Annotated in this window: 31 protein-coding genes; 4 read left to right on the plus strand and 27 right to left on the minus strand. The window is 64.6% G+C overall.

Annotation, left to right across the window (positions count from 1 at the left end; genetic code table 11):
• Positions 1-18 precede the first annotated feature (18 nt).
• The 4 genes from ndk to ROZ37_RS10865 all read right to left on the minus strand — a co-directional run bounded on the left by ndk (position 19) and on the right by ROZ37_RS10865 (position 3,440).
• Positions 19-444 carry a nucleoside-diphosphate kinase gene (ndk, locus tag ROZ37_RS10850; protein WP_312659362.1) on the minus strand — a complete coding sequence of 142 codons (426 nt, stop codon included), beginning with the start codon at positions 442-444 and terminating at the stop codon, positions 19-21.
• Between the two features lie 134 nt (positions 445-578).
• Positions 579-1,472, minus strand: a complete 894-nt coding sequence (gene sucD / locus ROZ37_RS10855) for a succinate--CoA ligase subunit alpha (protein ID WP_312659363.1) — start codon at positions 1,470-1,472, stop codon at positions 579-581.
• 11 nt (positions 1,473-1,483) lie between these two features.
• Positions 1,484-2,644, minus strand: coding sequence for an ADP-forming succinate--CoA ligase subunit beta (gene sucC / locus ROZ37_RS10860; protein WP_312659364.1), 1,161 nt, complete (start codon positions 2,642-2,644; stop codon positions 1,484-1,486).
• Positions 2,645-2,888: 244 nt separating this feature from the next.
• The gene (locus tag ROZ37_RS10865; protein ID WP_312659365.1) at positions 2,889-3,440 is read right to left on the minus strand and encodes a DUF2889 domain-containing protein; all 552 of its coding nucleotides are present in this window, start codon (positions 3,438-3,440) and stop codon (positions 2,889-2,891) included.
• A 256-nt stretch (positions 3,441-3,696) separates the two neighbouring features.
• Between ROZ37_RS10865 and ROZ37_RS10870 the strand changes: the two genes are divergently transcribed.
• Positions 3,697-5,364 (plus strand): hypothetical protein, encoded by a 1,668-nt coding sequence (locus ROZ37_RS10870; protein ID WP_312659366.1) that lies wholly within the window; start codon positions 3,697-3,699, stop codon positions 5,362-5,364.
• A 20-nt stretch (positions 5,365-5,384) separates the two neighbouring features.
• Here the strand turns inward: ROZ37_RS10870 and ROZ37_RS10875 are convergent, their stop codons facing one another.
• On the minus strand, positions 5,385-6,131 hold the full coding sequence (locus tag ROZ37_RS10875; RefSeq protein ID WP_312659367.1) for a Nif3-like dinuclear metal center hexameric protein: 747 nt from the start codon (positions 6,129-6,131) through the stop codon (positions 5,385-5,387).
• Positions 6,132-6,203: 72 nt separating this feature from the next.
• On the opposite strand from ROZ37_RS10875, the gene ROZ37_RS10880 reads away from it, so the two are divergent.
• Complete coding sequence (locus tag ROZ37_RS10880) at positions 6,204-7,376, plus strand: Do family serine endopeptidase (protein ID WP_312659368.1); 1,173 nt, start codon at positions 6,204-6,206, stop codon at positions 7,374-7,376.
• 135 nt (positions 7,377-7,511) lie between these two features.
• Here the strand turns inward: ROZ37_RS10880 and tatC are convergent, their stop codons facing one another.
• The 10 genes from tatC to hisB form a co-directional block, all read right to left on the minus strand.
• Positions 7,512-8,294, minus strand: a complete 783-nt coding sequence (gene tatC, locus ROZ37_RS10885; protein WP_312659369.1) for a twin-arginine translocase subunit TatC — start codon at positions 8,292-8,294, stop codon at positions 7,512-7,514.
• On the minus strand, positions 8,291-8,842 hold the full coding sequence (gene tatB, locus ROZ37_RS10890) for a Sec-independent protein translocase protein TatB (protein ID WP_312659370.1): 552 nt from the start codon (positions 8,840-8,842) through the stop codon (positions 8,291-8,293). Before tatB ends, tatC begins: the two co-directional genes overlap by 4 nt.
• A gap of 101 nt (positions 8,843-8,943) precedes the next feature.
• Positions 8,944-9,171, minus strand: a complete 228-nt coding sequence (gene tatA / locus ROZ37_RS10895) for a Sec-independent protein translocase subunit TatA (RefSeq protein WP_312659371.1) — start codon at positions 9,169-9,171, stop codon at positions 8,944-8,946.
• Between the two features lie 11 nt (positions 9,172-9,182).
• Entirely contained in the window at positions 9,183-9,530 is a 348-nt protein-coding gene (locus tag ROZ37_RS10900) for a histidine triad nucleotide-binding protein (protein ID WP_312659372.1), read from the minus strand.
• Between the two features lie 7 nt (positions 9,531-9,537).
• Entirely contained in the window at positions 9,538-9,864 is a 327-nt protein-coding gene (locus ROZ37_RS10905) for a phosphoribosyl-ATP diphosphatase (protein ID WP_312659373.1), read from the minus strand.
• Complete coding sequence (gene hisI / locus ROZ37_RS10910; protein ID WP_312659473.1) at positions 9,861-10,262, minus strand: phosphoribosyl-AMP cyclohydrolase; 402 nt, start codon at positions 10,260-10,262, stop codon at positions 9,861-9,863. The genes ROZ37_RS10905 and hisI overlap by 4 nt, the downstream gene beginning before the upstream one ends.
• Before the next feature lie 11 nt (positions 10,263-10,273).
• The gene (gene hisF, locus ROZ37_RS10915; protein WP_409449957.1) at positions 10,274-11,035 is read right to left on the minus strand and encodes an imidazole glycerol phosphate synthase subunit HisF; all 762 of its coding nucleotides are present in this window, start codon (positions 11,033-11,035) and stop codon (positions 10,274-10,276) included.
• Complete coding sequence (hisA, locus tag ROZ37_RS10920) at positions 11,032-11,781, minus strand: 1-(5-phosphoribosyl)-5-[(5-phosphoribosylamino)methylideneamino]imidazole-4-carboxamide isomerase (protein ID WP_312659375.1); 750 nt, start codon at positions 11,779-11,781, stop codon at positions 11,032-11,034. Before hisA ends, hisF begins: the two co-directional genes overlap by 4 nt.
• Before the next feature lie 46 nt (positions 11,782-11,827).
• A complete protein-coding gene (gene hisH / locus ROZ37_RS10925) occupies positions 11,828-12,466 on the minus strand; it encodes an imidazole glycerol phosphate synthase subunit HisH (RefSeq protein ID WP_312659376.1) in 639 nt (212 codons plus the stop codon).
• A gap of 42 nt (positions 12,467-12,508) precedes the next feature.
• Positions 12,509-13,096 (minus strand): imidazoleglycerol-phosphate dehydratase HisB, encoded by a 588-nt coding sequence (gene hisB, locus ROZ37_RS10930; protein ID WP_312659378.1) that lies wholly within the window; start codon positions 13,094-13,096, stop codon positions 12,509-12,511.
• A gap of 179 nt (positions 13,097-13,275) precedes the next feature.
• Between hisB and hisC the strand changes: the two genes are divergently transcribed.
• Entirely contained in the window at positions 13,276-14,346 is a 1,071-nt protein-coding gene (gene hisC, locus ROZ37_RS10935; protein WP_312659379.1) for a histidinol-phosphate transaminase, read from the plus strand.
• Between the two features lie 185 nt (positions 14,347-14,531).
• Here hisC and hisD read toward each other — a convergent pair whose 3' ends face one another.
• The gene (gene hisD / locus ROZ37_RS10940) at positions 14,532-15,845 is read right to left on the minus strand and encodes a histidinol dehydrogenase (protein ID WP_312659380.1); all 1,314 of its coding nucleotides are present in this window, start codon (positions 15,843-15,845) and stop codon (positions 14,532-14,534) included.
• Positions 15,842-16,483 (minus strand): ATP phosphoribosyltransferase, encoded by a 642-nt coding sequence (gene hisG / locus ROZ37_RS10945; RefSeq protein WP_312659381.1) that lies wholly within the window; start codon positions 16,481-16,483, stop codon positions 15,842-15,844. Before hisG ends, hisD begins: the two co-directional genes overlap by 4 nt.
• Positions 16,484-16,616: 133 nt before the next feature.
• On the opposite strand from hisG, the gene rnk reads away from it, so the two are divergent.
• Complete coding sequence (rnk, locus tag ROZ37_RS10950; protein WP_312659382.1) at positions 16,617-17,024, plus strand: nucleoside diphosphate kinase regulator; 408 nt, start codon at positions 16,617-16,619, stop codon at positions 17,022-17,024.
• A gap of 173 nt (positions 17,025-17,197) precedes the next feature.
• On the opposite strand, the gene murA is transcribed toward rnk, so the two are convergent.
• The 10 genes from murA to ROZ37_RS11000 form a co-directional block, all read right to left on the minus strand.
• Positions 17,198-18,448, minus strand: coding sequence for a UDP-N-acetylglucosamine 1-carboxyvinyltransferase (gene murA, locus ROZ37_RS10955; RefSeq protein WP_312659383.1), 1,251 nt, complete (start codon positions 18,446-18,448; stop codon positions 17,198-17,200).
• Positions 18,449-18,455: 7 nt separating this feature from the next.
• The gene (locus tag ROZ37_RS10960) at positions 18,456-18,713 is read right to left on the minus strand and encodes a BolA/IbaG family iron-sulfur metabolism protein (RefSeq protein ID WP_312659384.1); all 258 of its coding nucleotides are present in this window, start codon (positions 18,711-18,713) and stop codon (positions 18,456-18,458) included.
• Between the two features lie 12 nt (positions 18,714-18,725).
• Positions 18,726-19,496, minus strand: coding sequence for an ABC transporter permease (locus ROZ37_RS10965; RefSeq protein ID WP_312659385.1), 771 nt, complete (start codon positions 19,494-19,496; stop codon positions 18,726-18,728).
• The gene (locus ROZ37_RS10970) at positions 19,489-20,385 is read right to left on the minus strand and encodes an ABC transporter ATP-binding protein (protein WP_312659386.1); all 897 of its coding nucleotides are present in this window, start codon (positions 20,383-20,385) and stop codon (positions 19,489-19,491) included. The genes ROZ37_RS10965 and ROZ37_RS10970 overlap by 8 nt, the downstream gene beginning before the upstream one ends.
• A 3-nt stretch (positions 20,386-20,388) precedes the next feature.
• Positions 20,389-20,661, minus strand: a complete 273-nt coding sequence (locus tag ROZ37_RS10975; protein ID WP_312659387.1) for an STAS domain-containing protein — start codon at positions 20,659-20,661, stop codon at positions 20,389-20,391.
• Positions 20,658-21,290, minus strand: a complete 633-nt coding sequence (locus tag ROZ37_RS10980; protein ID WP_312659388.1) for an ABC transporter substrate-binding protein — start codon at positions 21,288-21,290, stop codon at positions 20,658-20,660. The genes ROZ37_RS10975 and ROZ37_RS10980 overlap by 4 nt, the downstream gene beginning before the upstream one ends.
• A gap of 93 nt (positions 21,291-21,383) precedes the next feature.
• Positions 21,384-22,136: a VacJ family lipoprotein gene (locus ROZ37_RS10985; RefSeq protein WP_312659389.1), complete on the minus strand. Its 753-nt coding sequence runs from the start codon at positions 22,134-22,136 to the stop codon at positions 21,384-21,386.
• A gap of 23 nt (positions 22,137-22,159) precedes the next feature.
• Positions 22,160-22,627, minus strand: coding sequence for an outer membrane lipid asymmetry maintenance protein MlaD (gene mlaD, locus ROZ37_RS10990; protein WP_312659390.1), 468 nt, complete (start codon positions 22,625-22,627; stop codon positions 22,160-22,162).
• Complete coding sequence (gene mlaE / locus ROZ37_RS10995; RefSeq protein WP_312659391.1) at positions 22,624-23,418, minus strand: lipid asymmetry maintenance ABC transporter permease subunit MlaE; 795 nt, start codon at positions 23,416-23,418, stop codon at positions 22,624-22,626. Before mlaE ends, mlaD begins: the two co-directional genes overlap by 4 nt.
• Positions 23,415-24,236 carry an ABC transporter ATP-binding protein gene (locus ROZ37_RS11000; protein ID WP_312659392.1) on the minus strand — a complete coding sequence of 274 codons (822 nt, stop codon included), beginning with the start codon at positions 24,234-24,236 and terminating at the stop codon, positions 23,415-23,417. Before ROZ37_RS11000 ends, mlaE begins: the two co-directional genes overlap by 4 nt.
• Positions 24,237-24,281 lie beyond the last annotated feature (45 nt).

Here is a 24,281-nt window from a genome sequence, read left to right on the forward strand (position 1 = left end):
GGGCTCTGCCCGAAAGGCTCAGCGGGCGTAGACGTTCATTCCCGGGAAGAAGAACGCGATCTCGACCGCAGCGGTTTCGGGCGCGTCGGAACCATGGACCGCATTCGCGTCGATGGATTCCGCAAAATCCGCACGAATCGTGCCGGCGTCGGCCTTCTTCGGATCGGTCGCGCCCATCAGGTCGCGGTTCTTCGCAATCGCGTTCTCGCCTTCGAGCACCTGGATCATTACCGGGCCCGAAACCATGAACGACACGAGATCCTTGAAGAACGGGCGCTCCTTGTGCACCGCATAGAACTGACCGGCTTCGCGCTCGGACAGATGCGCCATCTTCGATGCCACGATCTTCAGGCCTGCGTCTTCGAAGCGCTGATAGATCTTGCCGATCACGTTCTTCGCGACGGCGTCGGGCTTGATGATGGAGAGCGTGCGTTCGATAGCCATGTAGGAAAACTCCGGATTGGACGATAAGCGGAAAAAGCGCAGCGGAAGATTCTAGCAGCTTTTCCGGATAGGCTCCCAGCAACGAAAAAGCGCCGGACCGGCCGGCGCTTCGTTCGATCGTGGCAGCAAAAAGCTTACAGCATCGCCTTCAGCAGCTTGGCCATCTCGGACGGGTTGCGCGTCACGGTGAAGCCGCACTCTTCCATGATGGCGAGCTTGGCGTCGGCGGTGTCGGCGCCCCCCGAGATCAGCGCACCGGCGTGGCCCATGCGCTTCCCGGCCGGCGCGGTCACGCCGGCGATGAAGCCGACGATCGGCTTCTTCATGTTGGCCTTGCACCACTGCGCGGCTTCCGCCTCGTCCGGACCGCCGATCTCGCCGATCATGATCACCGCGTCGGTGTCCGGGTCGTCGTTGAACATGCGCATCACGTCGACGTGCTTCAGGCCGTTGATCGGGTCGCCGCCGATACCGACCGCCGACGACTGGCCCAGACCGATTTCGGTCAACTGCGCGACGGCTTCATAGGTCAGCGTACCCGAACGCGACACGACGCCGATGCGGCCCTTGCGGTGGATGTGACCCGGCATGATGCCGATTTTGATCTCGTCCGGCGTGATCAGACCCGGGCAGTTCGGCCCCAACAGCAGCGTTTCCTTGCCGCCCTTGGCAACCTTCTGCTTCATCTTGTTGCGCACCATCAGCATGTCGCGAACCGGAATGCCTTCGGTGATGCAGATCGCCAGATCCAGGTCGGCCTCGCAGGCCTCCCAGATCGCGTCGGCAGCGCCTGCCGGCGGCACGTAGATCACTGATACGGTCGCGCCGGTTTCAGCGGCAGCTTCCTTCACCGAAGCGTAGATGGGGATGTCGAAGATCTTCTCGCCCGCCTTCTTCGGATTCACGCCGGCAACGAAGCAATTCTTGCCGTTCGCGTATTCCTGGCACTTCTCGGTGTGGAACTGGCCGGTCTTGCCCGTAATGCCCTGGGTGATGACCTTGGTGTCTTTGTTGATCAGAATGGACATTCAAACTCTCCTTACTTGACCGCCGCGACGATCTTGGTCGCAGCTTCCGCCATCGTGTCGGCAGAGATGATCGGCAGACCCGAGTCGGCGAGGATCTTCTTGCCGAGGTCCTCGTTGGTGCCCTTCATGCGCACCACGAGCGGGACGGAGAGATTGACTTCCTTGGCAGCAGCGACCACGCCGGTGGCGATGGTGTCGCACTTCATGATGCCGCCGAAGATGTTCACGAGGATGCCCTTGACCTTGGGGTTCTTGAGCATGATCTTGAACGCTTCGGTGACCTTCTCGGTCGTCGCGCCGCCACCGACGTCGAGGAAGTTGGCCGGCTCGGCGCCGAACAGCTTGATCGTGTCCATGGTGGCCATCGCCAGACCGGCGCCATTCACCAGGCAGCCGATGTTGCCGTCGAGCGAGATATAGGCGAGGTCGAACTTCGACGCTTCGATTTCGTCCGCGTCTTCTTCGTCGAAGTCACGGTACGCGACGACTTCCGGGTGACGGTAGAGTGCGTTCGAGTCGAAGTTGAACTTGGCGTCGAGCGCCTTGATGTTGCCGTTGCCTTCGAGGATCAGCGGGTTGATTTCCGCCAGCGAAGCATCGGTTTCCATGTAGCAGGTGTACAGGCGCTTGAGCGTATCGACCGCCTTCGCGACCGAGGCCTCCGGCACGCCGATACCACGCGCCAGGTTCTCGGCCTGCGCGTCGGTCAGGCCGACCAACGGATCCACGAATTCCTTCAGGATCTTCTCGGGCGCGCTGTGCGCGACTTCCTCGATGTCCATACCGCCTTCGGAGGACGCCATGATCGCGACCTTCTGCGTGGCGCGGTCGGTCAGCGCAGCAACGTAGTATTCCTTCTTGATGTCGGCGCCTTCCTCGATCAGCAGGTTCCGCACCTTCTGGCCTTCCGGGCCGGTCTGGTGGGTGATCAGCTGCATGCCAAGGATATCGTTCGCGTACTGGCGCACTTCGTCCAGCGAGCGGGCGAGCTTCACGCCGCCGCCCTTGCCACGGCCGCCGGCGTGGATCTGCGCCTTCACGACCCAGACCTTGCCGCCGAGTTCTTCGGCTGCCTTCACTGCACCATCCACCGACACGGTGTGGAAACCGCGCGGCGTCACGACGCCATGCTTCCTTAGTAATTCTTTTGCCTGATACTCATGAATCTTCATGGTTGCCCTTCGTTCGAAGCCGCGACGCGGGGGGCGCCGCGAACAGGTTGATGGGACGCTTCGGAGCTTCGCTCCACGACGGGCACCGTCTCCCTCGTCCGACACCCGCCGCTGCCGGCCGGACAGTTTCAGCCCAGCCCCGTCTCATGACTCGCCCCCGAATCGGGCGCGCTCGCCGCAAGATCGCAGGATTATAACTGCACACCGCAACCCCCGGGGCTGCCGGCGCGGGGAGCGCAGAGCGTCACAACTTGCCGGGCTGCCGGTACCACTTGGGGTAGTAATTCCGCACCGCCTCGCCGGACGTCTCGAGCGCGTGGCAGCGGTCGAGCTGGAACGGCTTCTCGCCAGAGTCCTCGTTGTCGCGCCGAAACGTCGCTTCGGTCTGCACGGCCGCCGTGGGCAGACTGAGGAGCAATTCGGTCAGATGCGAACATCCGCGGACATCAGCGAACATTTCGTCGACGGTGCGGCGGAAGCCGCGCAAGAGGTTGAGGCCGATGAGTTGCTTGTAGGCGGGAGCGATCGTGTCGCAACTGCCCTCGTAAGGCACCCGCTCGGAACACGCTTCGACATCGACGATCACGAAAGCCGCGTCGAGGGTGACACGAACGTGCATCTCGTGCACCGGGTCGCCCGCCCGTCGCACGCCCGACGCAAGAACGTAATCGACGTCCTTCGTATCGCGCAGGCAGGCGTCGAGCTCGAGCATGCCGTCGTCACGGCGATAGCCCTCGACCGTGATCTGGCGGGTGTGCGCCTTGCGGCGGGGACGAAGTGGCGGAGACAGCGGCATTTACGTACGGGCCCGTATGGAAGGATTCCTCGATACTACCGCGGAGAGCCGCGGCAGCCGAAACGCTGCGACGGCGACGCGGCCAGATCCTCGCGCCTCCTTCGTTCCAGGGACCGCGTTGCCGTCGTCGCAATTTGCGCAGGGGCAAGACCGCAACGGCGGTCGCCCCCGAGCCCGGGCAAATTGTTTAGAATGCGACGATATTTTTGATACAAGACGTAAATTCTGCCTGGACGCGCGTTCTGGCGAACGGACCATGAGCACAATTCCGCGCCTGAAGATCCGGCTCTCCGCACGCCCGCTGTCCGCCCTGCTGTTGTTCGCTACCCCGCTGACGGCAGCAGCGCTCATGCTCGGCGAACCCGTTCGGACGTCTGCAGTAGGCGAACCGCTGCGGGTCGAGATCGCGGTCCGCGATGGGGACCTTTCCCGCGTGTCGGAGTGCCTGGGTGTCGCACCGGGGACGACCGAAGACGGCCTCCCCTGGATTCGCGACGCAAGGATCGCCCCGTCGGGTCGCGGCGCATCGGCTCGGATTACGGTCGAAAGCACAGCACCGGTATTCGAGCCGGTGGTGAAGCTCGCGATCGAAGACCACTGCGACACACAACTTCGGCGCGAGTACACCTTGCTGCTGTCGTTCCCGGATGCACCTCTCGCTCGCGCCGTTTCGCCCCCGCTGCCGATGGCACCGGCGACCGGGACCGATCGGCCGCCACCGATGGCAACCCCGCGCTCTGCCGCCGCGATGAGCTCACCGGAAGCACCCCGAAAAGAGCTCGCACGCACCGCTCCGACGCGGCGGCCGGCCGCCGGCCGGCCGCCGCCCCCAGCCGCCTCGGAAAGCGATCGCCTCATGCTCGGCGCTGGCGTGCCCTTTCCCGACGACCGCCTTCGACTGAGCACCGAACTCGAGAGCTTCGGACGCATCGGCAGCACCAGCGACGCGGAGCGGGAGCAACTGCGTCGGGAGCAGAACGTGCTGATGGCCGTCGACCGCACGATCGTCGCGCAACTCGAGCTGAACGAGCGCATCCGACAACTCGAAGACGCTCAGCGCCGGATGGTCGAGCAGGCCCGTGCGGAGGCCGGGGCGACGCCGGATGCGGTCGACGCGGCGGCGGCAGAACCGGATTCCGACGAACGCGAGTGGCTTTATCTCGCCGCGATGCTTGCCGGCCTGTCCCTGCTCCTCGCCGTTGCACTGCTCGCGCTGCGCCGGCGAACGTACCGGACGGTCGAGATCAACGAGCCTGTGGGAGCCGGGGAAACCGCCGCACCGCTTTCCAAGATCGAGCCCGCCGAGTCCGCGGAGACGCCGGCAACGATGGCGCAATCGGGAAGCGAGCCCTCGATATCGGCCACGGCGGCTGAACTGCGCGGAGCGGAAGGCGCCGTCGTCGCCGCACCGCAACCCGCCGTCCCGCTGCCCGACGAGGAGGCGGCCGAAGAGCACGAGTCGGCCATCGAACTAGCCGAAATCATGATGGGCTTCGGCCGCGTTCAGGGCGCCGCCGAGACCCTCGCGGAGTTCATCCAGTCGAATCCGAAGAAATCCGTTACGCCGTGGCTCAAGCTTCTCGAGGTATACCGCGCCGCGGGCCTGCGCAGCGACTTCGACGCCCTCGCACGGCAGTTGAACAAAACCTTCAACGTGAAGTCGGTCACCTGGGACACGTTCGACGAAGCTCGTGCGACGAGCAAATCGATCGAACAGATGCCTCACCTCGCGAAGACGCTGACCGAGCTATGGGGAACGCCGGCGTGTCAGGCCTACCTCGAAAAGCTGCTGCGCGACAACCGCGACGGCACGCGGGAAGGTTTCCCGTTGAGCGCGATCGACGAAATTCTCGTTCTTGCTGCGATCCTCGAAGAAGAACTCGGCCCCTATCGCGCTTCAGGGAATGCGGACGTGGCGCACTGATTCGCCGTCGTCCGACGCCGTCAAACCGGATTGTCGAGATCGACGAACTGCGCATCCAGCGCAAGACATTGGCGAAGATGTTCTGCGAGCGCATGGATGCCATAGCGCTCCGTCGCGTGATGGCCGGCAGCGATGTACGGCACGCCGGATTCGCGCGCCAAGTGCACCGTCGGCTCCGAAATCTCGCCGGACAGGTACAGGTCGGCGCCCGCCGAAATCGCCTGCTCGAAGTACCCCTGCGCCCCGCCGGTGCACCACGCGACGCGGCTCACGGGGCGCTCGGGGTCGCCGACCAGCATGGGCTCGCGACCGAGACGCGCCGCGAGCGAACGTGCCACGTGAGCCGCGGGGCAAGCGTGTTCGGGTCGCCCGATCCACCCGAGGTCCTGCTCGCCGAAACGGCCGTCACCGATCCACCCCATGAGCCGCCCGAGTTGCGCATTGTTGCCCAACTCGGGATGCGCGTCGAGCGGCAGGTGATATGCGAGAAGACTGATGTCGTTGCGCAACAGGCTCGCGAGCCGTCGCTTGCGAATGCCCGTGATGCGCCCGTCCTCGCCGCGCCAGAAGTACCCGTGATGAACGAGGATCGCGTCGAAACCGCCCTCGACCGCGCAGTCGACCAGCGCCTGGCTTGCGGTCACGCCGCACAGCACACGGCGCACTTCCGCCCGTCCTTCCACTTGCAGACCGTTTGGAGAATAATCACGAAACCGTGCGACATCCAGCAATTCATCCAGATGTGTTTGCAGCTCGATGAGTTGCATATGATCCCCACCCTATAATTATTCCATCCCCTTGCGGGAGCCTCCCGGGCACCCGCCGTACAGAGCAACATTATGCGCCGCCTGTGGCTGATCTTCGCGCAGGCCGTGACGGTCAGCGTCGCGGTGCTGTTCGTCCTGAACACGCTCAAACCGGAGTGGTTGAAAGGCGCCGCCCCCTCCTCGGTGGTCGCTATCCTCGAAGCGCCGGGAACCGGCTCCCTGCCGTCCGCCGGTGCGAGTTCCTATGCGGACGCCGCGAAGCGTTCGATGCCGGCCGTCGTCCATATCTACACATCGAAAGACGTCACGCGTCCACGCCACCCGCTGCTCGACGACCCGATCTTTCGCCACTTTTTCGGCGAACAGCGGGACACCGCTCCGACACAGCGCGCGTCCGGGCTCGGCTCGGGCGTCCTCGCGAGCCCGGACGGATTCGTTCTCACGAACAATCACGTCATCGAGGCAGCAGACGAGATCGAGGTGGCGCTGAACGACGGGCGGAAGTTTCCGGCAAAGCTCGTCGGCCGAGATCCTGAAACGGACCTCGCGGTCCTCAAACTCCAGGGCAACGGTCAGTTACCTGCAATCACGTTCGCAGCGAAGGATCAGGTGGAAGTCGGCGATGTCGTGCTCGCGATCGGCAATCCGTTCGGCGTCGGCCAAACCGTGACGATGGGCATCGTCTCGGCGCTGGGGCGCAGCCAACTCGGCATCAATACTTTCGAGAATTACATCCAGACGGACGCGGCGATCAATCCGGGCAACTCGGGCGGCGCGCTCGTCGACAGCCATGGCAACCTGGTCGGCATCAATACCGCAATCTACTCGCGCTCGGGCGGGTCACTCGGAATCGGGTTCGCGATCCCGGTGTCGATTGCCCGCAACGTGCTCGAGCAAATCGTCGCGACGGGCGAAGTGACCCGCGGCTGGATCGGCGTCGAGATCCAGGAAATCACCGCGGAGCTCGCCGAGTCGTTCGGACTTCCGGACGTCGAAGGAGCGCTGATCGCTGGGGTCCTTCGCGACAGCCCGGCCGAACGCGCCGGCATCCGGCCCGGAGATATCTTGATCGGCGTGGATGGGGCTCAGATCCACGATCCGAAAGGAATGCTCGAGATCGTCGCGGGACTTCCCCCCGGGCGCAGCGCGCATTTCCGTGTGCGCCGCGCCGAGGCCGAATTGGACCTGCAGGTGCAGATCGGCCGTCGCCCGACGCCGGCTGACCCTGCGCTCCCGGGCCGCTGAATTCAGTAACTGCTGGCAGAAAGCGCGGGGCGATTCGGATCCGAATCACGTGCGCCTGGAGTTTCACTACTGCGATTTTTGCCGGACGGGCGGTCGAAGTCCCAGCATTCGTCCCGGGCTACAGGCCCCGGACAGTCACTTTCCGTCCGGCTCCGGCGCTTCGAGCTGGTCGAGTTTGGCGGCGCCTTCGTCGGCCGAGCTCCGCGGTGCCGCGACGAACTTCGCGAGAAGAATGCCGACCTCGTACAGCAGACACATCGGCACGGCGAGCATGAACTGCGACACCACGTCCGGCGGCGTGATGATCGCGGCAATGACGAACGCGCCGACGATCACGTACGGGCGCGCTTCACGCAGCTTTTCGACGCCGACGACGCCGGTCTTCACGAGGAGAATGACCGCGATCGGAACTTCGAAGGTGAGGCCGAACGCGATGAACATCGTCATCACGAAGGACAGGTACTGCTCGATGTCCGGTGCAGGCACGATGCTCTTCGGTGCGAACTCGGCGATGAACTTGAACACCGTACCGAAGACGAAGAAGTAGCAAAAAGCCATACCGACGAGGAACAGGACCGTACTACCGAGCACTAGCGGCACACCGAGCCGGCGCTCATGGGCGTAAAGTCCGGGCGCAATGAAAGCCCAGGCCTGGTAAAGCACGATCGGCAGCGCGACGATGAATGCGACCATCATCGTGACCTTCACCGGCACGAAGAACGGCGTGACGACTCCGGTCGCGATCATGTGCGTCCCTTCGGGGAGCGTGTTCATCATCGGACGCGCGAGAAGGTCGTAAATGTCCGCTGCCCAAGGCATCAGGCAGACGAACACGACGGCAACGGCAACGATCGCCCGAAGCAGCCGGTCGCGCAGCTCGACGAGATGCGAGACGAAGGTTTCCTGCACTTCACTCATGCTTTTTCCGCGGGGGACGAGTTCACCGAGGGGCCGAGGTGCAGCGACAGTTGGCCGTCACGCTCCTCGCCCGGCTGCTGCGCTTCATGCGGCCCGGGCGCAACCGTCTGCTGCTGAGCCTCGGCCGGCGGCAGACGCGGCGACGCCGAACCCGCAGGCACTTCATCGCGGCCTGACGAGACGTCGGTAGCGGCGGCAATGGGAGTCGAAGGTGACGCCTCGGTGACGGGAGCAGGACGCTGAAGTCCGGACAAATCCGCCTTCACCTCGGCAGCGGTAGCGTCGACCTCCGCCTCGACCTTCGCCATCTGTCCGCGAACCGACGACTCGAGTTCGCGCGCCTGCTGCTCTACCTGCTGTTGCAGCTTCTTCAGGTCCTCGAGCTGCATTTCCCGCTGGATGTCGGACTTCACATCCGAAACGTAGCGCTGCAGCCGTCCGAGGATGTGGCCCGCGGTGCGCGCAACTTTCGGCAGACGCTCAGGCCCGACGACGATGAGCATCACGACCGCGATGACGACCAGTTCGGAAAAACCGAAATCGAACATGATTTACCTGCCTGTCCGGAGCGGCTCATCGCGCCGGCGGCGACAAAACGAAGGGGCGCACACAAGCCGCGCCCCTCTGACATGGATGAACCGGAAGCAGTTCAGGAATTGACCTTGCGAGTTCTTTCCGTGGCCTGCGCGTCGATCGTATCGCCTTCGATCTTCTGCTGGGGCGCTTCATCGGACTTCTCGGACTCCTTCATTCCGTCCTTGAACCCCTTCACGGCACCGCCGAGATCCTGGCCGATGTTGCGCAACTTCTTGGTGCCGAAGACCAGCACGACAATGACCAGCACGATCAGCCAGTGCCAGATGCTGAATGAACCCATTACTGCTCTCCTTAACGCTTCAACATCGCCGGTAGAACGTCCGGCCCGCCCACGACGTGGACGTGGAGATGATACACCTCCTGCCGTCCGACCCTGCCCGTGTTAACGATCGTTCGAAAGCCGTCCGTGCAATGAAGTTCCCGCGCAATGCGCGAGGCCGCAATCATGACCTTGCCCATCACGGCTTCGTGTTCCGGCTGCAGTTCCGCCATCGAAGGGATGTGCAGTTTCGGGATGACCAGGGTGTGGACCGGCGCGACCGGGTTGATGTCGTGAAACGCGAGGACGTGCTCGTCCTCGTAGATCTTTTTTGCCGGAATGTCGCCGGCGACGATCTTGCAGAAAATGCAGTCGCTCATAGTCGCCTCACACAGCCGTACGGGACTTCTTTTCGTCGATGCCGGAAACGCCTTCACGGCGCCGGAACTCGGCGAGCACGTCCTCGACCGAAAGGCCGAAGTGCGCGAGCAACACCATCGAATGGAACCAGACGTCGGTCACCTCCCACACTACATGGAGCATGTCCTTGTCTTTCGCGGCCATGATCGTCTCCGCCGCCTCCTCGGCGATCTTCTTGCAGATCGCGTCGGTGCCTTTCTCGTACAGACTCGAGACGTAGGAAGAATCCGGGTCCGCCTTCTTGCGCTCGGCAAGGGTCGCGGCGACCCGACGCAACACTTCGATGTCGATCATCTATAGATTTCCTTCGGATCCTTGACAACGGGGTCGACGGCCTGCCACGAGCCGTCGGCGAGATGTTTGCGGAAAAAGCAGCTATGGCGGCCGGTGTGGCATGCGATGCCGCCGATCTGCTCTACCTTGAGCAGAACCACGTCGTTGTCGCAATCGATGCGGATCTCGAGCACTTTCTGAACGTGCCCGGATTCTTCGCCCTTGTGCCAGAGCTTGCGGCGCGAGCGCGACCAGTAGACCGCTTCGCCGCTTTCGGCGGTGCGCTGCAGCGCTTCGCGGTTCATCCATGCGAACATCAGCACGTCGCCGGTCTTCGCCTCCTGTGCGATCACCGGGACGAGCCCCTGAGCGTCCCACTTCACGTCGTTGAGCCACCTGACGGGGTGCGGGCTGCTCACAGTCGGATTGCTCACAGTCTTACCTCGATACCCCGTTCGCGCATCAGCTCTTTTGCTTCACGGACGGTGTGTTCCCCGAAGTGGAAAATACTTGCCGCGAGCACCGCGTCGGCGCGCCCCTGCGAAACACCCTCGGCGAGGTGTTCGAGAGTTCCGACGCCGCCACTGGCGATGACGGGGATCGGCACCGCGTCGGCGACCGCCCGCGTCAGACCGAGGTCGAATCCCGACTTCGTGCCGTCGCGATCCATGCTCGTCAGCAAGATTTCGCCGGCACCGAGTGCCGCGACCTTCCGCGCCCACTCGACCGCGTCGAGCCCGGTGTTGTTGCGCCCGCCGTGGGTGAAGACCTGCCATTTGCCGGGGGCGGTCTGCTTTGCATCGATCGCAACGACGATGCACTGACTGCCGACCTTCGCGGCGGCGTCAGCGACGACCTGCGGATTGTCCACTGCCGCCGTGTTGATGCTCACCTTGTCGGCACCGGCATTGAGGAGCCGGCGCACGTCGTCGACCGTGCGCACGCCACCGCCGACGGTCAATGGAATGAAAACCTGCTCCGCGACCTGCTCCACGACATGCAGGATGATGTCCCGCGCGTCCGAACTCGCGGTGATGTCGAGGAACGTGAGCTCGTCGGCGCCCTGCTCGTCGTAGCGGCGCGCGATTTCGACCGGATCTCCGGCGTCGCGCAGTTCGACGAAGTTCACCCCTTTCACCACACGCCCGGCATTCACATCCAGGCACGGAATGATGCGCTTGGCGAGCATCAGGCTTCCGCGCCGCTGAGTTCGTCGGCCCGCGCTTGGGCGGCAGCGAAGTCCAGGGTTCCCTCGTAAATGGCACGACCGGTGATCGCTCCGGCGACGCCTTCGGCTTCCACTGCGCACAACGCATCGATGTCGGCAATGGTGGCGATACCGCCGCTTGCAATGACAGGAATGCGCAGTGCCTGCGCGAGACGGACGGTCGCTTCGATATTCACGCCCGACAGCATGCCGTCGCGACCGATGTCGGTGTAGATCACACCCTCGACCCCGTAATCCTCGTATTTTTTGGCGAGATCCACGACATCGTGTCCGGTCATCTTCGACCAACCATCGACGGCGACCTTCCCGTCCTTCGCATCGAGGCCGACGATGATGTGCCCCGGGAATGCACCGCACGCATCGTGCAGGAAGCCGGGGTTCTTCACCGCCGCGGTGCCGATGATGATGTACGTAATGCCGTTGTCGAGGTAGTGCTCGATCGTGTCGAGATCGCGTATCCCGCCGCCCAGCTGCACCGGAATGTCGTCGCCGACTTCATCGACGATGGCACGGATCGCAGCGCCGTTCTTCGGCTTGCCCGCGAACGCGCCATTCAGGTCGACGAGATGCAGGCGGCGCGCACCCTGCTCTATCCAGTGGCGCGCCATCGCGGCCGGCTCCTCGGAAAACACCGTGGCGTCGTCCATTTCGCCCTGCTTCAAGCGGACGCAATGACCGTCCTTGAGATCGATAGCGGGAATCAGCAACATACGAGGATCGCTCGAGTATCGGAAGATGAAAGGAGTCGGCGCCGCGTCAGGGCATCCAGGAGATGAAATTGGAAAGCAGTCGCAGCCCGGCCTGTGCGCTCTTTTCGGGATGACACTGCATCGCGAAGATGTTATCCCGCGCTACCGCACTGGTAAACCGCACGCCGTATCCGGTCTCCGCAGCCACGAGGGCAGCGTCCGACGGGACGACGAAATAGCTGTGCACGAAGTAGAAGCGCTCGCCATCGGGAATTCCTTCCCACATCGCGTGCGGCCGGCTTCGATACACCTCGTTCCACCCCATGTGCGGAACCTTCAGCCGGCTGCCGTCCGCCGCAACCATGTCGGCGGTCGGGAAGCGGACCACGCGCCCGGGAAGGATCCCGAGTCCGGCCACATCACCCTCTTCGCTATGTTCGAACAACATCTGCTGACCGATGCAGATGCCGAGAAAGGGTTTGGCCGCGGCTACGTCCTTGACGACCTGGCGCAGGCCGCGTCGGTCGAGTTCGCGCATGCAGTCGGGCATCGCCCCCTGCCCGGGGAAAACCACCCGTTCGGCAGCGGCCACGACGGCCGGTTCGGACGTCACGACGACCCGGCGGCCGGGCGCGACATGCTCGATCGCCTTGGCCACGGAGCGCAAGTTGCCCATGCCGTAGTCGATGATGGCTACGTGGCTCATCGCTGAATCGCTCTTGTCGGAATCAGTTGGATAGGAAAAGAGTCAGAGTGCGCCCTTCGTCGACGGAATCGTCCCCGCCGCGCGCTCGTCCCGCTCCGCGGCCATCCGCAGCGCCCGGCCGAAGGCCTTGAAGATCGTCTCGCACTGGTGATGAGCATTGTCGCCGCGCAGGTTGTCGATATGCAGCGTGACCCCCGCATGATTGACGAATCCCTGGAAAAACTCGCGTACGAGATCGACATCGAAGTTGCCGATGCGCGCGCGGGCATAGCTGACGAAATAGTGCAAACCCGGGCGACCCGAAAAATCGACGACGACGCGCGACAGGGCTTCGTCGAGCGGAACGTAGGCGTGCCCGTAGCGACGGATGCCCTTCTTGTCGCCGAGCGCCTTCGCGAACGCCTGCCCGACGGTGATCCCGACATCCTCGACCGTATGGTGGTCGTCGATATGCGTATCGCCGTCGGCCCGCACATCCAAGTCGATCGCGCCGTGCCGGGCGATCTGGTCGAGCATGTGATCGAGGAAGGGAACGCCGGTCGCGAAGTTCGCCTTGCCGCAGCCGTCGAGATCGACGCGCGCGGTTATCCGGGTTTCAAGGGTGTCGCGAGAGACTTCGGCGTGACGCATGGGAATATGGGGAAAAAAATGGGCAGCGGATGCCGGCGGGCATCGCTTTTGCGCATGATACCATCGCCGGCGAATCGCGCCGCAATGCCGCTCTTCCGGTAGCTGCACTCGCGCCCGCGTCCTACCGTCACGTCGTTCCGAGACGTGCCCCTACTGCAAATACCCGACCCCACGCGCTGATGAGCCAATACTGGAGCGCCGTCGTCCACGGCCTGACCCCTTACGTTCCCGGCGAGCAGCCGAAGCTCGCGAATCTCGTCAAGCTCAACACGAACGAGCACCCTTACGGGCCGTCTCCGCGTGCGATCGAGGCGATTCGTGCGGAAGCCTCCGACGCACTGCGCCTATATCCCGACCCGCGGGCGGACCTCCTCAAGGCCGCGATCGCGAAGCGCTTCGGCGTCGCCTCCGGCGAAGTGTTCGTCGGCAACGGCTCGGACGAAGTGCTCGCGCATGCTTTCATGGCCTTGCTCAAGCACAAGCGGCCGGTACGCTTCCCCGATATTTCGTACAGTTTCTACCCCGTCTATTGCGGACTGTATGAGATCGCGTTCGAGACGGTGCCGCTCGACGACTCGCTCGCGATCCGTGCGGACGATTATCTGGGTGGCGGCAGCGGAGCCGCTGGGGGGATCATTTTTCCGAACCCGAACGCACCCACGGGTCGGCTGCTTCCGCTGGCCGACATCGAGCGCATCGTTCGAGGCAACCCGCAGTGCGTGGTCGTCGTCGACGAAGCTTACGTCGATTTCGGCGGCGACTCGGCAGTCCCGCTCGTGCGGAACCATCCGAACCTGCTCGTCGTGCAGACATTGTCGAAATCGCGGTCGCTCGCGGGACTGCGCGTCGGCTTCGCGATCGGACACCCCGAACTGATCGAAGCGCTCGACCGGGTCAAGGACAGCTTCAACTCCTATCCGCTCGACCGGCTCGCGATCGCGGGCGCGATCGCCGCGATCGAGGACGAAGAATATTTCGAACGCACGAGGAAAGCCGTTATCGGCACGCGCGAACAGCTCACGTCGGAACTCGCGTCGCTCGGCTTCGAAGTGCTGCCATCGGCGGCCAACTTCGTGTTCGCTCGTCACGCCGGACGCGACGCGGGCGAACTCGCCGCGGAACTACGCGCGCGCTCGATCATCGTGCGCCATTTCCGTCAGCCGCGGATCGAGCAGTTTCTTCGCATCACGATCGGCACGGATGAGCAATGCGCGGTTCTCGTCGCGGCGCTGCGCGAAATCCTGCGCTGACTCCGACCGACTGCGCCGGGCACCGAGGAAAGCACTTCCGAAGCTAGCGAGCCGTGGGCGCGTCGCGCCCGCACGGCGCGCGAGGACCGGCACCCGCAACCTGCGGGGCAGCACTTGCCGCCTGAGCGACGAACGCTGCGGGAACAGCCGCAGCCCTCTCGCACCGGATCGACGATCGGCAGCCCTTACCGGCGCAACCGCATCTCCGCCGAACGCGCGTGCGCCTGCAAGCCTTCACCGTGCGCGAGGATCGACGCGACGCTCCCGAGCGTCTGGGCGCCGGCTTCCGAGATCTGGATGACGCTCGTGCGCTTCTGAAAATCGTAGACACCTAGCGGCGACGAGAAGCGCGCACTACGCATCGTCGGCAGCACGTGGTTCGGGCCCGCGCAGTAGTCGCCGAGCGCCTCGACCGCCCAGTGCCCGACGAAGATCGCGCCGGCGTGGCGAATGCGGTCGATCCACGTTTCCGCGTTTTCGAGCGCCAGTTCGAGGTGCTCGGGAGCGATCCGGTTCGCGATCGCGCACGCCTGTTCGAGACTCTCGACGTGGATGAGCGCACCACGGTTCGCAAGCGACGCGGCGATCGTTTCGCGCCGCGGCATAGTCGGCAACAGGCGGTCGATCGCGTCGGCGACCGCGTCGATGAAACTCGCGTCCGTGCACAGCAGGATCGACTGCGCGAGTTCGTCGTGCTCGGCCTGCGCGAAAAGATCCATCGCGACCCAGTCTGCGTGGCCGCTGCCGTCGGAGATGATCAGGACTTCGGACGGGCCGGCGACCATGTCGATGCCGACCGTGCCGAAAACCCGGCGCTTCGCTTCGGCGACGTACGCGTTGCCGGGGCCGACGATCTTGTCGACCTGGGGCAGCGTCTGCGTGCCGTAAGCGAGCGCCGCGACGGCCTGGGCGCCCCCGATCGTGAACACCCGGTCGACGCCGGTAATCGCCGCGGCCGCGAGGACGAGCGGGTTCTTCTCGCCGTTGGGCGTCGGCGCCACCATGATCAGCTCGCCGACCCCGGCGACCTTCGCCGGAATCGCATTCATCAGGACCGAACTCGGATAGGACGCGCGCCCACCCGGTACGTAGAGACCGACGCGGTCGAGCGGGGTGACTTTCTGGCCGAGCCGCGTGCCGTCGGCCTCGACGTAATCCCACGACTCGACGCGCTGCCGCTCGTGATAGATGCGCACGCGGTCGGCCGCGAATCGCAGCGCCTCGCGCTGCTCGACCGTCAAGCTGTCGAGCGCCGCCTTCAGCTCGGATTTCGGCAATTCGAGCGCGGCCATCGTCTTCACGTCGAGATGATCGAAGCGCCGCGTGTATTCGAGCACCGCCGCATCACCGGTCGTCCGCACGGCGCCCAGGATCTCGCTGACCGCCGCGTCGATGCGTGCGTCGGCTCCACCTTCGAACGCGAGCAGCGCGTCGAGCGTCGCGAGGAACTCAGGCTCGCGGGCATCGAGGCGGCGAATCTTTCCCGTTTCGGCACTCATTTCACGGCTCCTGCAAAGGCCTCCAGCAGCGGCTGGATCAGTTCGCGCTTGAGCTTGAGCGAGGCCTGATTGACGATCAGCCGCGAGCTGATCGGCATGATCTCCTCGACTTCCTCGAGATTGTTCGCACGCAGCGTGCCACCGCTCGACACGAGGTCGACGATCGCGTCCGCGAGTCCGACAAGCGGCGCGAGTTCCATCGAGCCGTACAGCTTGATCAGGTCGACGTGGACGCCCTTCGCGGCGAAGTGCGCCTTCGCACTGTTGAGGTACTTCGTGGCGACGCGGATGCGCCCGCCCGGACGTGTCGCGGCCGTGTAGTCGAAGCCCTTCTGCGTCGCGACGCACAGTCGGCACTTGGCGATAGCGAGGTCGAGCGGTTGATACAGTCCCGCCCCGCCATGCTCGAGAAGCACGTCCTTGCCCGCAATTCCGAGATCGGCTGCGCCATACTGTACGTAGGTCGGCGTGTCGGTCGCACGCACGATGACCAGGCGTACGTCGGGACGGTTCGTGCCGATGATCAGCTTGCGCGAGGTCTCCGGGTTATCCGTCGGCGTGATGCCGGCAGCCGCGAGCAGCGGCAGGGTTTCCTCGAAGATGCGGCCCTTCGACAGGGCGAGGGTGATGCTGGACACGAACGGCGCCTCGTGAAAAATCGGACTGACATTGTAACCCGCGCGGGCTTCTGTTAGCCTCCGGCCATTGGCTGAACCGGGTCGCGGTTCGGCCATTTTTTCTTTTTGTCCAATCACTTGAGAGCAAAACGACATGAAACCCGAGATCGTGGTCTCCTCACGGGACCTGGAACGCCTGGAGGGGATGCTGTTTTCCCCCGCCGCCCGCAATCGCAGGGACCTCGACGGCCTGCGCGACGAGTTGGAGCGTGCGGAAGTGCTCGAGCCCGAGCAGATGCCGGCAAATGTCATAACGATGAACAGCCGCGCGCGATTCCGCGAGCAACCCGGCGGGCGGGAATACGAACTGACGCTCGTCTACCCGCACGAAGCCGGGCAGGACGGCAGCAAGGTGTCGGTCTTTTCCCCGGCCGGGAGCGCGCTGCTCGGGCTCGCAACCGGGCAGTCGATCGACTGGAAGACCGATGACGGGCGCACGATCCATCTCGAAGTGCTCGAGGTCCTCTCGCAGCCGCAAGCGGAAGGCGAGCTCGGACAGTAAGCGTTCCTTCTCCCGCTTTCCGCGACGCACTCCGCGCGGGGAAAGCGGCGGCAGGTGGCGCCGCGCATACCGGTGTTTCACCGATGCCACCCGCTTCAAGGCCCTCGAGCCGAGCCGGCCCGGTGCCGGAAGCGGCACCGAAGGTCCGCCCCAGTCCGGATGCACAACGCCGGTCAGGCGAGCCGACGCACCCGCGCGCCGAGCGCGGCCAACTTCTCCTCCAGCCGTTCGTAGCCGCGATCGAGATGGTAGATGCGCTCGATGACCGTCTCGCCGTCGGCGACGAGCCCGGCGATCACCAGGCTCGCCGACGCACGCAGGTCGGTCGCCATCACCGTCGCCCCCTGCAGACGTTCGACGCCGTGCACGACGGCGGTGTTGCCGTCGATGCGAATGTCAGCGCCGAGGCGCTGCAACTCGACGGCGTGCATGAAGCGATTTTCGAAGATCGTCTCGCGGATCATCGCGGCGCCGTTCGCGACCGCATTGATCGCCATGAACTGAGCCTGCATATCCGTCGGGAACGCCGGGTACGGCGACGTGCGGATGCTCACCGACGTCAGGCGTGCCGGCGCCTTCAGCCGGATCGCGTCGCGTTCGGAGGTGACGTCGCAACCGGCGTCCATCAGCTTGTCGACGACCGAGTCGAGATAGGCGGTCGACGTGCCGGTGAGGCGGATTTCACCGCCGGTCGCCGCGGCGGCGCAGAGGTAAGTGCCGGTTTCGATGCGGTCGGGCATGATGCGGTGCGTCGTCCCGGAGAGGGATTCGACGCCGCGGATGCGGATCACGTCGGTGCCGGCGCCCGAGATCCGCGCGCCCATCGCGACGAGGCAGTTCGCGAGATCGACGACTTCGGGCTCGCGCGCCGCGTTCTCGATGACGGTCTCGCCGTCGGCAAGGCACGCGGCCATCATCAGGTTTTCGGTCCCGGTGACCGTCACCATGTCGGTGAAGAGGCGCGCGCCGGTGAGGCGCGGCACCATTGCCTGGACATAGCCGTGCTCGACCTTGACGTCGGCGCCCATCGCCTGCAGGCCCTTGATGTGCTGATCCACGGGCCGCGCGCCGATCGCGCAGCCGCCCGGCAGACTCACGCGGGCCTCGCCGCAACGCGCGACGAGTGGCCCGAGCACGAGGATCGACGCGCGCATCGTCTTGACCATATCGTACGGCGCGACGGGATTGTCGATGACCGACGCGTCGAGCGTGACGCGGTCACCGTCGCGGCTCACCTTGACGCCCATCTGACCGAGCAGCTTCAGCAGCGTGTCGATGTCGTTCAACTGCGGCACGTTCGTGAAGGTCATCGGCTCGCGCGTCAGGAGCGCCGCGCAGAGGATCGGCAGCGCGGCGTTCTTGGCGCCGGAAATCGCGGCTTCGCCGGCGAGGCGCGTGCCGCCTTCGATCAGGAGTTTGTCCATCGCCCGCTCAGAAACCGAGGTCGGAACGGACCTCCGCCCATTTCTCGGGCGTGAAGGTCTGCAGCTGCAGCGCGTGGATCTCGTTGCCCATCAGCTTGCCGAGCGTCGCGTACACGGTCTGATGCTGACGCACCTTGAGCTTGCCCTCGAACTCGCGGCTGACGACGATGCCGCTGAAGTGGACGCCGTCGTCGCCCTGGATCTCGACGAACTCGCAGGGCATGCCCTGCTCGATCAGCCGCTTGATTTCGCTTGCTTCGAACATTTTGTGTACCTCTCAGGCCCGCAGCTTGTAGCCCCGCGCGAGCATCGCGAGGGTCAGCACTGCGAGTAAAACGAAACAGATGCCCACGACCATCAGACTCAGCCACGGCGACACGTCGGATTGCCCGAAGAAGCCGTAGCGGAAGCCGTCGATCATAAAGAAGAACGGATTCACGTGGGACACGTCCTGCCATACCTGCGGCAGCGAGTGGATCGAGTAGAACACGCCCGACAGCATCGTCAGCGGCATGATCAGGAAGTTCTGGAACGCGGCGAGCTGGTCGAATTTGTCGGCCCAGATGCCGGCGATCACGCCGAGCGAGCCGAGAATCGCGCTCCCCATCACCGCGAACGCGATGACCCAGCCGGGCGACGCCACCGGCAGGTCGACGAACGGCACCGACACGAGCAGCACCCCCGTGCCGACGAACAGCGCGCGCAGCATCGACGCGAGCACGTACGCCGCATAGAACTCGCGGTAGGACAGCGGCGGCAGCAGCACGAAGATGATGTTGCCGGTGATCTTGCTCTGGATCAGCGACGACGAGCTGTTCGCGAACGCGTTCTGCAGCAGCGACATCATCACGAGGCCGGGCACGAGAAAGGCGGTGTAGGCGACGTCGCCATAGACCGTGACGTGGCGATCGAGCACGTGCGAGAAGATCAGCAGGAACAGCACCGAGGTCAGCACCGGGGCGGCGACGGTCTGGAAGCCGACTTTCCAGAAGCGCAGCACTTCCTTGTAGAAGAGCGTGCGAAAGCCGGTGAGGCCGCCCTCACGCATGCTGCATCACCTCGACGAACACGCGCTCGAGGTCGGCGTCGCCGAGCTGCATCTCGACGATCTTCGCGCCCGCCTGACGCAGGCGCGCGAGCGCAGGCTCGACGTCGTCGAAAGTCTCGAGCGCGAATTCCGCCCACCCGCCCTCGCCTAGCGTCGCGCCGAGCCCGACCGCGAGCTCCGAACGATCGAGGCGCACGCGCAGCGAATGCGTCGCGAAGCGGCGGAGCAGGTTGTCGGTGGTATCGAGCGCTACGATGCGGCCGGCCTTCAGCATCGCGATCCGCCCACACAATGCCTCGGCTTCCTCGAGGTAGTGGGTCGTCAGCACGATCGTGTGGCCGTCACGGTTGAGTTTGCTGACGAAATGCCACAGCCCCTGGCGCAGTTCGACGTCGACGCCGGCGGTGGGCTCGTCGAGCACGATGACCGGCGGGCGATGCACCAGCGCCTGCGCGACGAGCACGCGTCGCTTCATCCCGCCCGACAGCATCCGCATGTTCGCGTGAGCCTTGGCGCTGAGGTCGAGGTTCGCGAGAATCTCGTCGATCCAGTCGTCGTTGCGACGGATGCCGAAATAGCCGGACTGGATCCGCAGCAATTCGCGCACCGAGAAGAACGGGTCGAAGACGAGTTCCTGCGGCACCACGCCGAGATTGCGGCGGGCGTTCCGGTAATCGGACACGACGTTGTGGCCCATGACTTCGAGCGTGCCGCGATCGACGCGAACCAGCCCGGACAGCGCCGAGATCAGCGTCGTCTTGCCGGCACCGTTCGGACCGAGCAGGCCGAAGAATTCGCCCTGGGCGACCTCGAGATCCACACCGGCGAGCGCCTGCAGACTGCCATAGTGTTTCGTCGCCGAGGCGATGCGGATCGCGGGCAAACCCATCGTTCAGTTTTTTGCCGGGAGTAGCTCGTCGACGCCATAGAGGGCAGCGAGAGTGCGCAGCTCTGCCGACACGCCTGTCACGCTCAGCGTGTGGCCGCCCTCGCGGGCCGCGCGCATCCAGTCGAACAGCAGCGCGAGCGCGGCCGAATCGGCCTCGCTGACCGCCGACAGGTCGACCGTCAGCTCGCCGGCCGCAGCCTTCGCATGCCCGGCCGCGACACGCGCACCGACGGTGGACATCGTCAGCGCGCCGGCGAGGCGCAGGACCTCGCTCACGTGCGCACTCCGGCGTGCTGCTGAGCGTCGCCGAGTTGTCGGGTTTTCGCCTGCAAGGAGCGGATCAGCCCCTCGATCCCGCCGGCGCGCACTTCCTGGGCAAAGCTGCCGCGATAGTTCGTCACGAGACTGACACCGGCGACGATCACGTCGAAGACCTTCCAGCCATGCTCGGTCTTCTCCAGCGCGTAGTCGATCTGGACCGGTTGCGCGCCGGCCTGCCGGATCTCGGTCTGCACGCGCACCGTCGTGTCGGACGGGCTCACGCGCAAGGGCTTGTACTCGATAGTCTGGTCGCGATACTGCGTCAGCGCGTTCGAATACGTTCTCACGAGCAGCGTGCGGAACGCTTCGATGAGCTTCGCCTGCTGTTCCGGCGTCGCCTGACGCCAGTCCTTTCCGACGGCAAGCATCGTCATGCGGCGGAAATTGAAGTGCGGCAGTACTTTCGCCTCGACCAGATCGACGACGCGGCGCGTGTCCCCAGCCTGGATCGCCTCGTCCTTGCGCACGATCGTCAGCACGTCGTTGCTGACGTCGCGCACGAGCAGATCCGGCGCCTCGATACCCGCAGCGGCGGCGGTACTCAGAAAAAGGACGAAACACAGCGAAAGAAAGTGTCTTTTCATCGTTTTAACAAATCCGTGTTGGTGAGCGGGCCCACCGGCGCCCGTTGCCGCCTCGACGAGGATTGCGTTGCCGACAGCCGGGCACCGGGACTATCACTCGGCCGCGGGCGGTGCGGCCTGGCCGTCATCGAAATCCTCGTAGGCGTCCGGAGGACTGCCGTCGTAGACCCGGTAGCGCCTCTGCTGCAGATAGAAATCGCGCGCATAGGCGTATTTGTCGAGCGTCCCCTCCTCGAGCGTCTTGTCGATACCGAGCAGATTCGCGCGCGTATTGACGATGCGCAGGCCGGTCAGGCTGTTACGCGTCGAGATGTCGCTGATCGCCCAGAGGGGGTCGCCGTAGAGGTCGATCGGCAGCACCGCGGCGTCTCGCACGGTGCGCGGACCGAAGAACGGCAGGACGAAATACGGGCCTTCGCCCACGCCCCACCATCCGAGAGTCTGGCCAAAATCCTCATCGTTCTTGCGCAGCCCGGTCTCCGTCGCGACGTCGAACAATCCGAAGATGCCGACAGTCGTATTGAGGCCGAAGCGCCCGAGGTCCGAGAGGCCGGCGCTGAACTTGCCCTGCAGCAGGTTGTTGATCCCGATCCAGATGTCGCCGAGATTGCCGAAGAAATTGCCCACCCCGGTGCGTACGGGCGTCGGCGTAACGTTGTCATACGCTTCGGCCACCGGCTTCACCACGGCCTTGTCGAGCCGTTCGTTGAAGCTGAACATCGCTCGGTTGTAGCCTTCGAGCGGGTCGTCGGGATTGGCGGGCCGTGACGCGCAGCCGGCGACAAGAACCGCAGCGACGCTCAGCGCCGCAAACGTCCGGCACGGCCGGGAAAGCGAAGTTCTCATCGTCGTCTCCTTTGCCATCCAGCTCACTTGGCCGGCGTCTCCGCGGCCTTGTCGAACATGAACTGACCGATCAACTTCTCGAGCACGACCGCCGACTGCGTCATCTGCACGACATCGCCCCCTTTGAGCATCTCGACGTCCCCGCCCGCATCGAGCCCGACATACTGCTCGCCGAGCAGGCCTGAAGTGAGGATCGTCGCGATCGTATCCTTCGGAAAGTGGTAGCCGGTGCCGAGCGAGAACGTCACTTCGGCCCGATAGCTCTCGGTATTGAATCCGATGTTCGTGACACGCCCGACGACGACACCGGCGCTCTTCACCGGCGCCCGGACCTTGAGCCCGCCGATGTTGTCGAACTGCGCCTTGAGTTCGTACGTCTCTTTGAAATTCGACGTGCCGACGTTGCCGACTTTCATTGCGAGGAACAGCAGCGCCGCCATGCCGATGACGACGAAAAAACCGACCCAAAGGTCGAGCGTGGTACGGCTCATGACTGGCCCCGGAACATGAAGGAAGTGAGCACGAAGTCGAGCGCCAGGATGGCCAGCGCCGAACTGACGACGGTGCGCGTGATCGCACGCGAGACGCCTTCGGCCGTCGGTGTGCAGTCGTAACCCTCGAACACCGCGATCAGCGCGACCGCGATGCCGAAGACGAAACTCTTGATGACGCCGTTCAGCACGTCGAAACGGAAGTCGACGGCGGCCTGCATCTGCGACCAGAACGCGCCTTCGTCGACCCCGATGAACACGACGCCGATCAGCCAGCCGCCGAATACGCCCATCGCGGAGAACAGCGCCGCGAGCAGCGGCATCGAGATCACGCCGCCCCAGAAGCGCGGCGCGACGACGCGGGCGATCGGATTGACCGCCATCATGTCCATCGCCTTCAGCTGCTCGGTGGTCTTCATCAGGCCGATCTCGGCGGTAACCGCGGAGCCCGCGCGGCTCGCGAACAGCAGCGCCGCGACGACCGGCCCGAGCTCGCGCGTCAGCGACAGCGCGACGAGCACGCCGAGCGCCTCCGACGACCCGTAACGCTGCAGCGTCTCGTACCCTTGCAGCCCCAGCACCATGCCGACGAAAAGTCCGGACACGACGATGATCAGCAGCGACAGAACGCCGCTGAAATAGATCTCGCGAATCGTCAAATGCAGGCGCAGCAGCGACTGCGCGGAGTAGCGCAGCAGCAGCAGGAAGAAGCGTGTCGCGAAACCGATTCGCCAGACGCCTTCGACGACGCCGGCGCCGAGCCGGCGAACGAGGTTCAGCACGCCCGTCATGCGGAACTCCGGCCGATCAGACTGTCCGCGAGCGGCGCAGCGGGGTAATGGAAAGGCACCGGCCCGTCGGCTTCGGCATGGATGAACTGGTGCACGAACGGGTCGCGGGATGCGCGGATCTCGTCCGGCGTGCCCTGCGCAACGATGCGACCGCTGGCGATGAAATAGATGTAGTCGACGATCTGCAACGACTCGACGATGTCGTGCGTCACCATGATCGTGCTCGCGCCGAGCGCGTCGTTGAGCTTGCGGATCAGCTGTCCGATGACGCCGAGCGAAATCGGATCGAGGCCGGCGAACGGTTCGTCGTACATGATCAGCGCCGGATCGAGCGCGATCGCCCGCGCGAGCGCGACGCGACGCGCCATGCCGCCCGAAAGCTCGGCCGGCTTCAGCTTCGCGGCACCCCGCAGACCCACCGCGTTGAGCTTCATCATCACGAGGTCATGGACCAGAGCAGGCGGGAGATCGGTGTGCTCGCGCAGCGGAAACGCGACGTTGTCGAACACCGACATGTCGGTGAACAGCGCGCCGAACTGGAACAGCATTCCCATTCGCCGGCGCAGCGCGTACATCTCGCCGGTCGACAGGCCCGCGAGGTCCTGCCCGGCGACGCTGACCGTCCCGCCGCTCGCGCACAGCTGCCCTCCGATCAGCCGCAGCAGCGTCGTCTTGCCACAGCCGCTTCCGCCCATGATCGCGACAACCTGCCCGCGACGAACGCTGAAATCGATGCCCGACAGGATTTCCCGCTCGCCATAGGCGAAGCGGACGTCCTGCAAGCGAACCAGCGCGTCGTTGGAATCGAGGGGAGTCAACGGAAACGTTCCGGATAATTTCTGAAACGTGGGAGTTTAACAGAC

This window comes from Aromatoleum sp. (assembly GCF_032027225.1).
Classification (GTDB): domain Bacteria; phylum Pseudomonadota; class Gammaproteobacteria; order Burkholderiales; family Rhodocyclaceae; genus Aromatoleum.

What these genes read in the sequence shown, in the direction of transcription:
- ndk (WP_312659362.1), bottom strand. Translation starts at nt 444, where the DNA reads ATGGCTATCGAACGCACGCTCTCCATCATCAAGCCCGACGCCGTCGCG.
- sucD (WP_312659363.1), bottom strand. Translation starts at nt 1,472, where the DNA reads ATGTCCATTCTGATCAACAAAGACACCAAGGTCATCACCCAGGGCATT.
- sucC (WP_312659364.1), bottom strand. Translation starts at nt 2,644, where the DNA reads ATGAAGATTCATGAGTATCAGGCAAAAGAATTACTAAGGAAGCATGGC.
- ROZ37_RS10865 (WP_312659365.1), bottom strand. Translation starts at nt 3,440, where the DNA reads ATGCCGCTGTCTCCGCCACTTCGTCCCCGCCGCAAGGCGCACACCCGC.
- ROZ37_RS10870 (WP_312659366.1), top strand. Translation starts at nt 3,697, where the DNA reads ATGAGCACAATTCCGCGCCTGAAGATCCGGCTCTCCGCACGCCCGCTG.
- ROZ37_RS10875 (WP_312659367.1), bottom strand. Translation starts at nt 6,131, where the DNA reads ATGCAACTCATCGAGCTGCAAACACATCTGGATGAATTGCTGGATGTC.
- ROZ37_RS10880 (WP_312659368.1), top strand. Translation starts at nt 6,204, where the DNA reads ATGCGCCGCCTGTGGCTGATCTTCGCGCAGGCCGTGACGGTCAGCGTC.
- tatC (WP_312659369.1), bottom strand. Translation starts at nt 8,294, where the DNA reads ATGAGTGAAGTGCAGGAAACCTTCGTCTCGCATCTCGTCGAGCTGCGC.
- tatB (WP_312659370.1), bottom strand. Translation starts at nt 8,842, where the DNA reads ATGTTCGATTTCGGTTTTTCCGAACTGGTCGTCATCGCGGTCGTGATG.
- tatA (WP_312659371.1), bottom strand. Translation starts at nt 9,171, where the DNA reads ATGGGTTCATTCAGCATCTGGCACTGGCTGATCGTGCTGGTCATTGTC.
- ROZ37_RS10900 (WP_312659372.1), bottom strand. Translation starts at nt 9,530, where the DNA reads ATGAGCGACTGCATTTTCTGCAAGATCGTCGCCGGCGACATTCCGGCA.
- ROZ37_RS10905 (WP_312659373.1), bottom strand. Translation starts at nt 9,864, where the DNA reads ATGATCGACATCGAAGTGTTGCGTCGGGTCGCCGCGACCCTTGCCGAG.
- hisA (WP_312659375.1), bottom strand. Translation starts at nt 11,781, where the DNA reads ATGTTGCTGATTCCCGCTATCGATCTCAAGGACGGTCATTGCGTCCGC.
- hisH (WP_312659376.1), bottom strand. Translation starts at nt 12,466, where the DNA reads ATGAGCCACGTAGCCATCATCGACTACGGCATGGGCAACTTGCGCTCC.
- hisB (WP_312659378.1), bottom strand. Translation starts at nt 13,096, where the DNA reads ATGCGTCACGCCGAAGTCTCTCGCGACACCCTTGAAACCCGGATAACC.
- hisC (WP_312659379.1), top strand. Translation starts at nt 13,276, where the DNA reads ATGAGCCAATACTGGAGCGCCGTCGTCCACGGCCTGACCCCTTACGTT.
- hisD (WP_312659380.1), bottom strand. Translation starts at nt 15,845, where the DNA reads ATGAGTGCCGAAACGGGAAAGATTCGCCGCCTCGATGCCCGCGAGCCT.
- rnk (WP_312659382.1), top strand. Translation starts at nt 16,617, where the DNA reads ATGAAACCCGAGATCGTGGTCTCCTCACGGGACCTGGAACGCCTGGAG.
- murA (WP_312659383.1), bottom strand. Translation starts at nt 18,448, where the DNA reads ATGGACAAACTCCTGATCGAAGGCGGCACGCGCCTCGCCGGCGAAGCC.
- ROZ37_RS10960 (WP_312659384.1), bottom strand. Translation starts at nt 18,713, where the DNA reads ATGTTCGAAGCAAGCGAAATCAAGCGGCTGATCGAGCAGGGCATGCCC.
- ROZ37_RS10965 (WP_312659385.1), bottom strand. Translation starts at nt 19,496, where the DNA reads ATGCGTGAGGGCGGCCTCACCGGCTTTCGCACGCTCTTCTACAAGGAA.
- ROZ37_RS10970 (WP_312659386.1), bottom strand. Translation starts at nt 20,385, where the DNA reads ATGGGTTTGCCCGCGATCCGCATCGCCTCGGCGACGAAACACTATGGC.
- ROZ37_RS10980 (WP_312659388.1), bottom strand. Translation starts at nt 21,290, where the DNA reads ATGAAAAGACACTTTCTTTCGCTGTGTTTCGTCCTTTTTCTGAGTACC.
- ROZ37_RS10985 (WP_312659389.1), bottom strand. Translation starts at nt 22,136, where the DNA reads ATGAGAACTTCGCTTTCCCGGCCGTGCCGGACGTTTGCGGCGCTGAGC.
- mlaD (WP_312659390.1), bottom strand. Translation starts at nt 22,627, where the DNA reads ATGAGCCGTACCACGCTCGACCTTTGGGTCGGTTTTTTCGTCGTCATC.
- mlaE (WP_312659391.1), bottom strand. Translation starts at nt 23,418, where the DNA reads ATGACGGGCGTGCTGAACCTCGTTCGCCGGCTCGGCGCCGGCGTCGTC.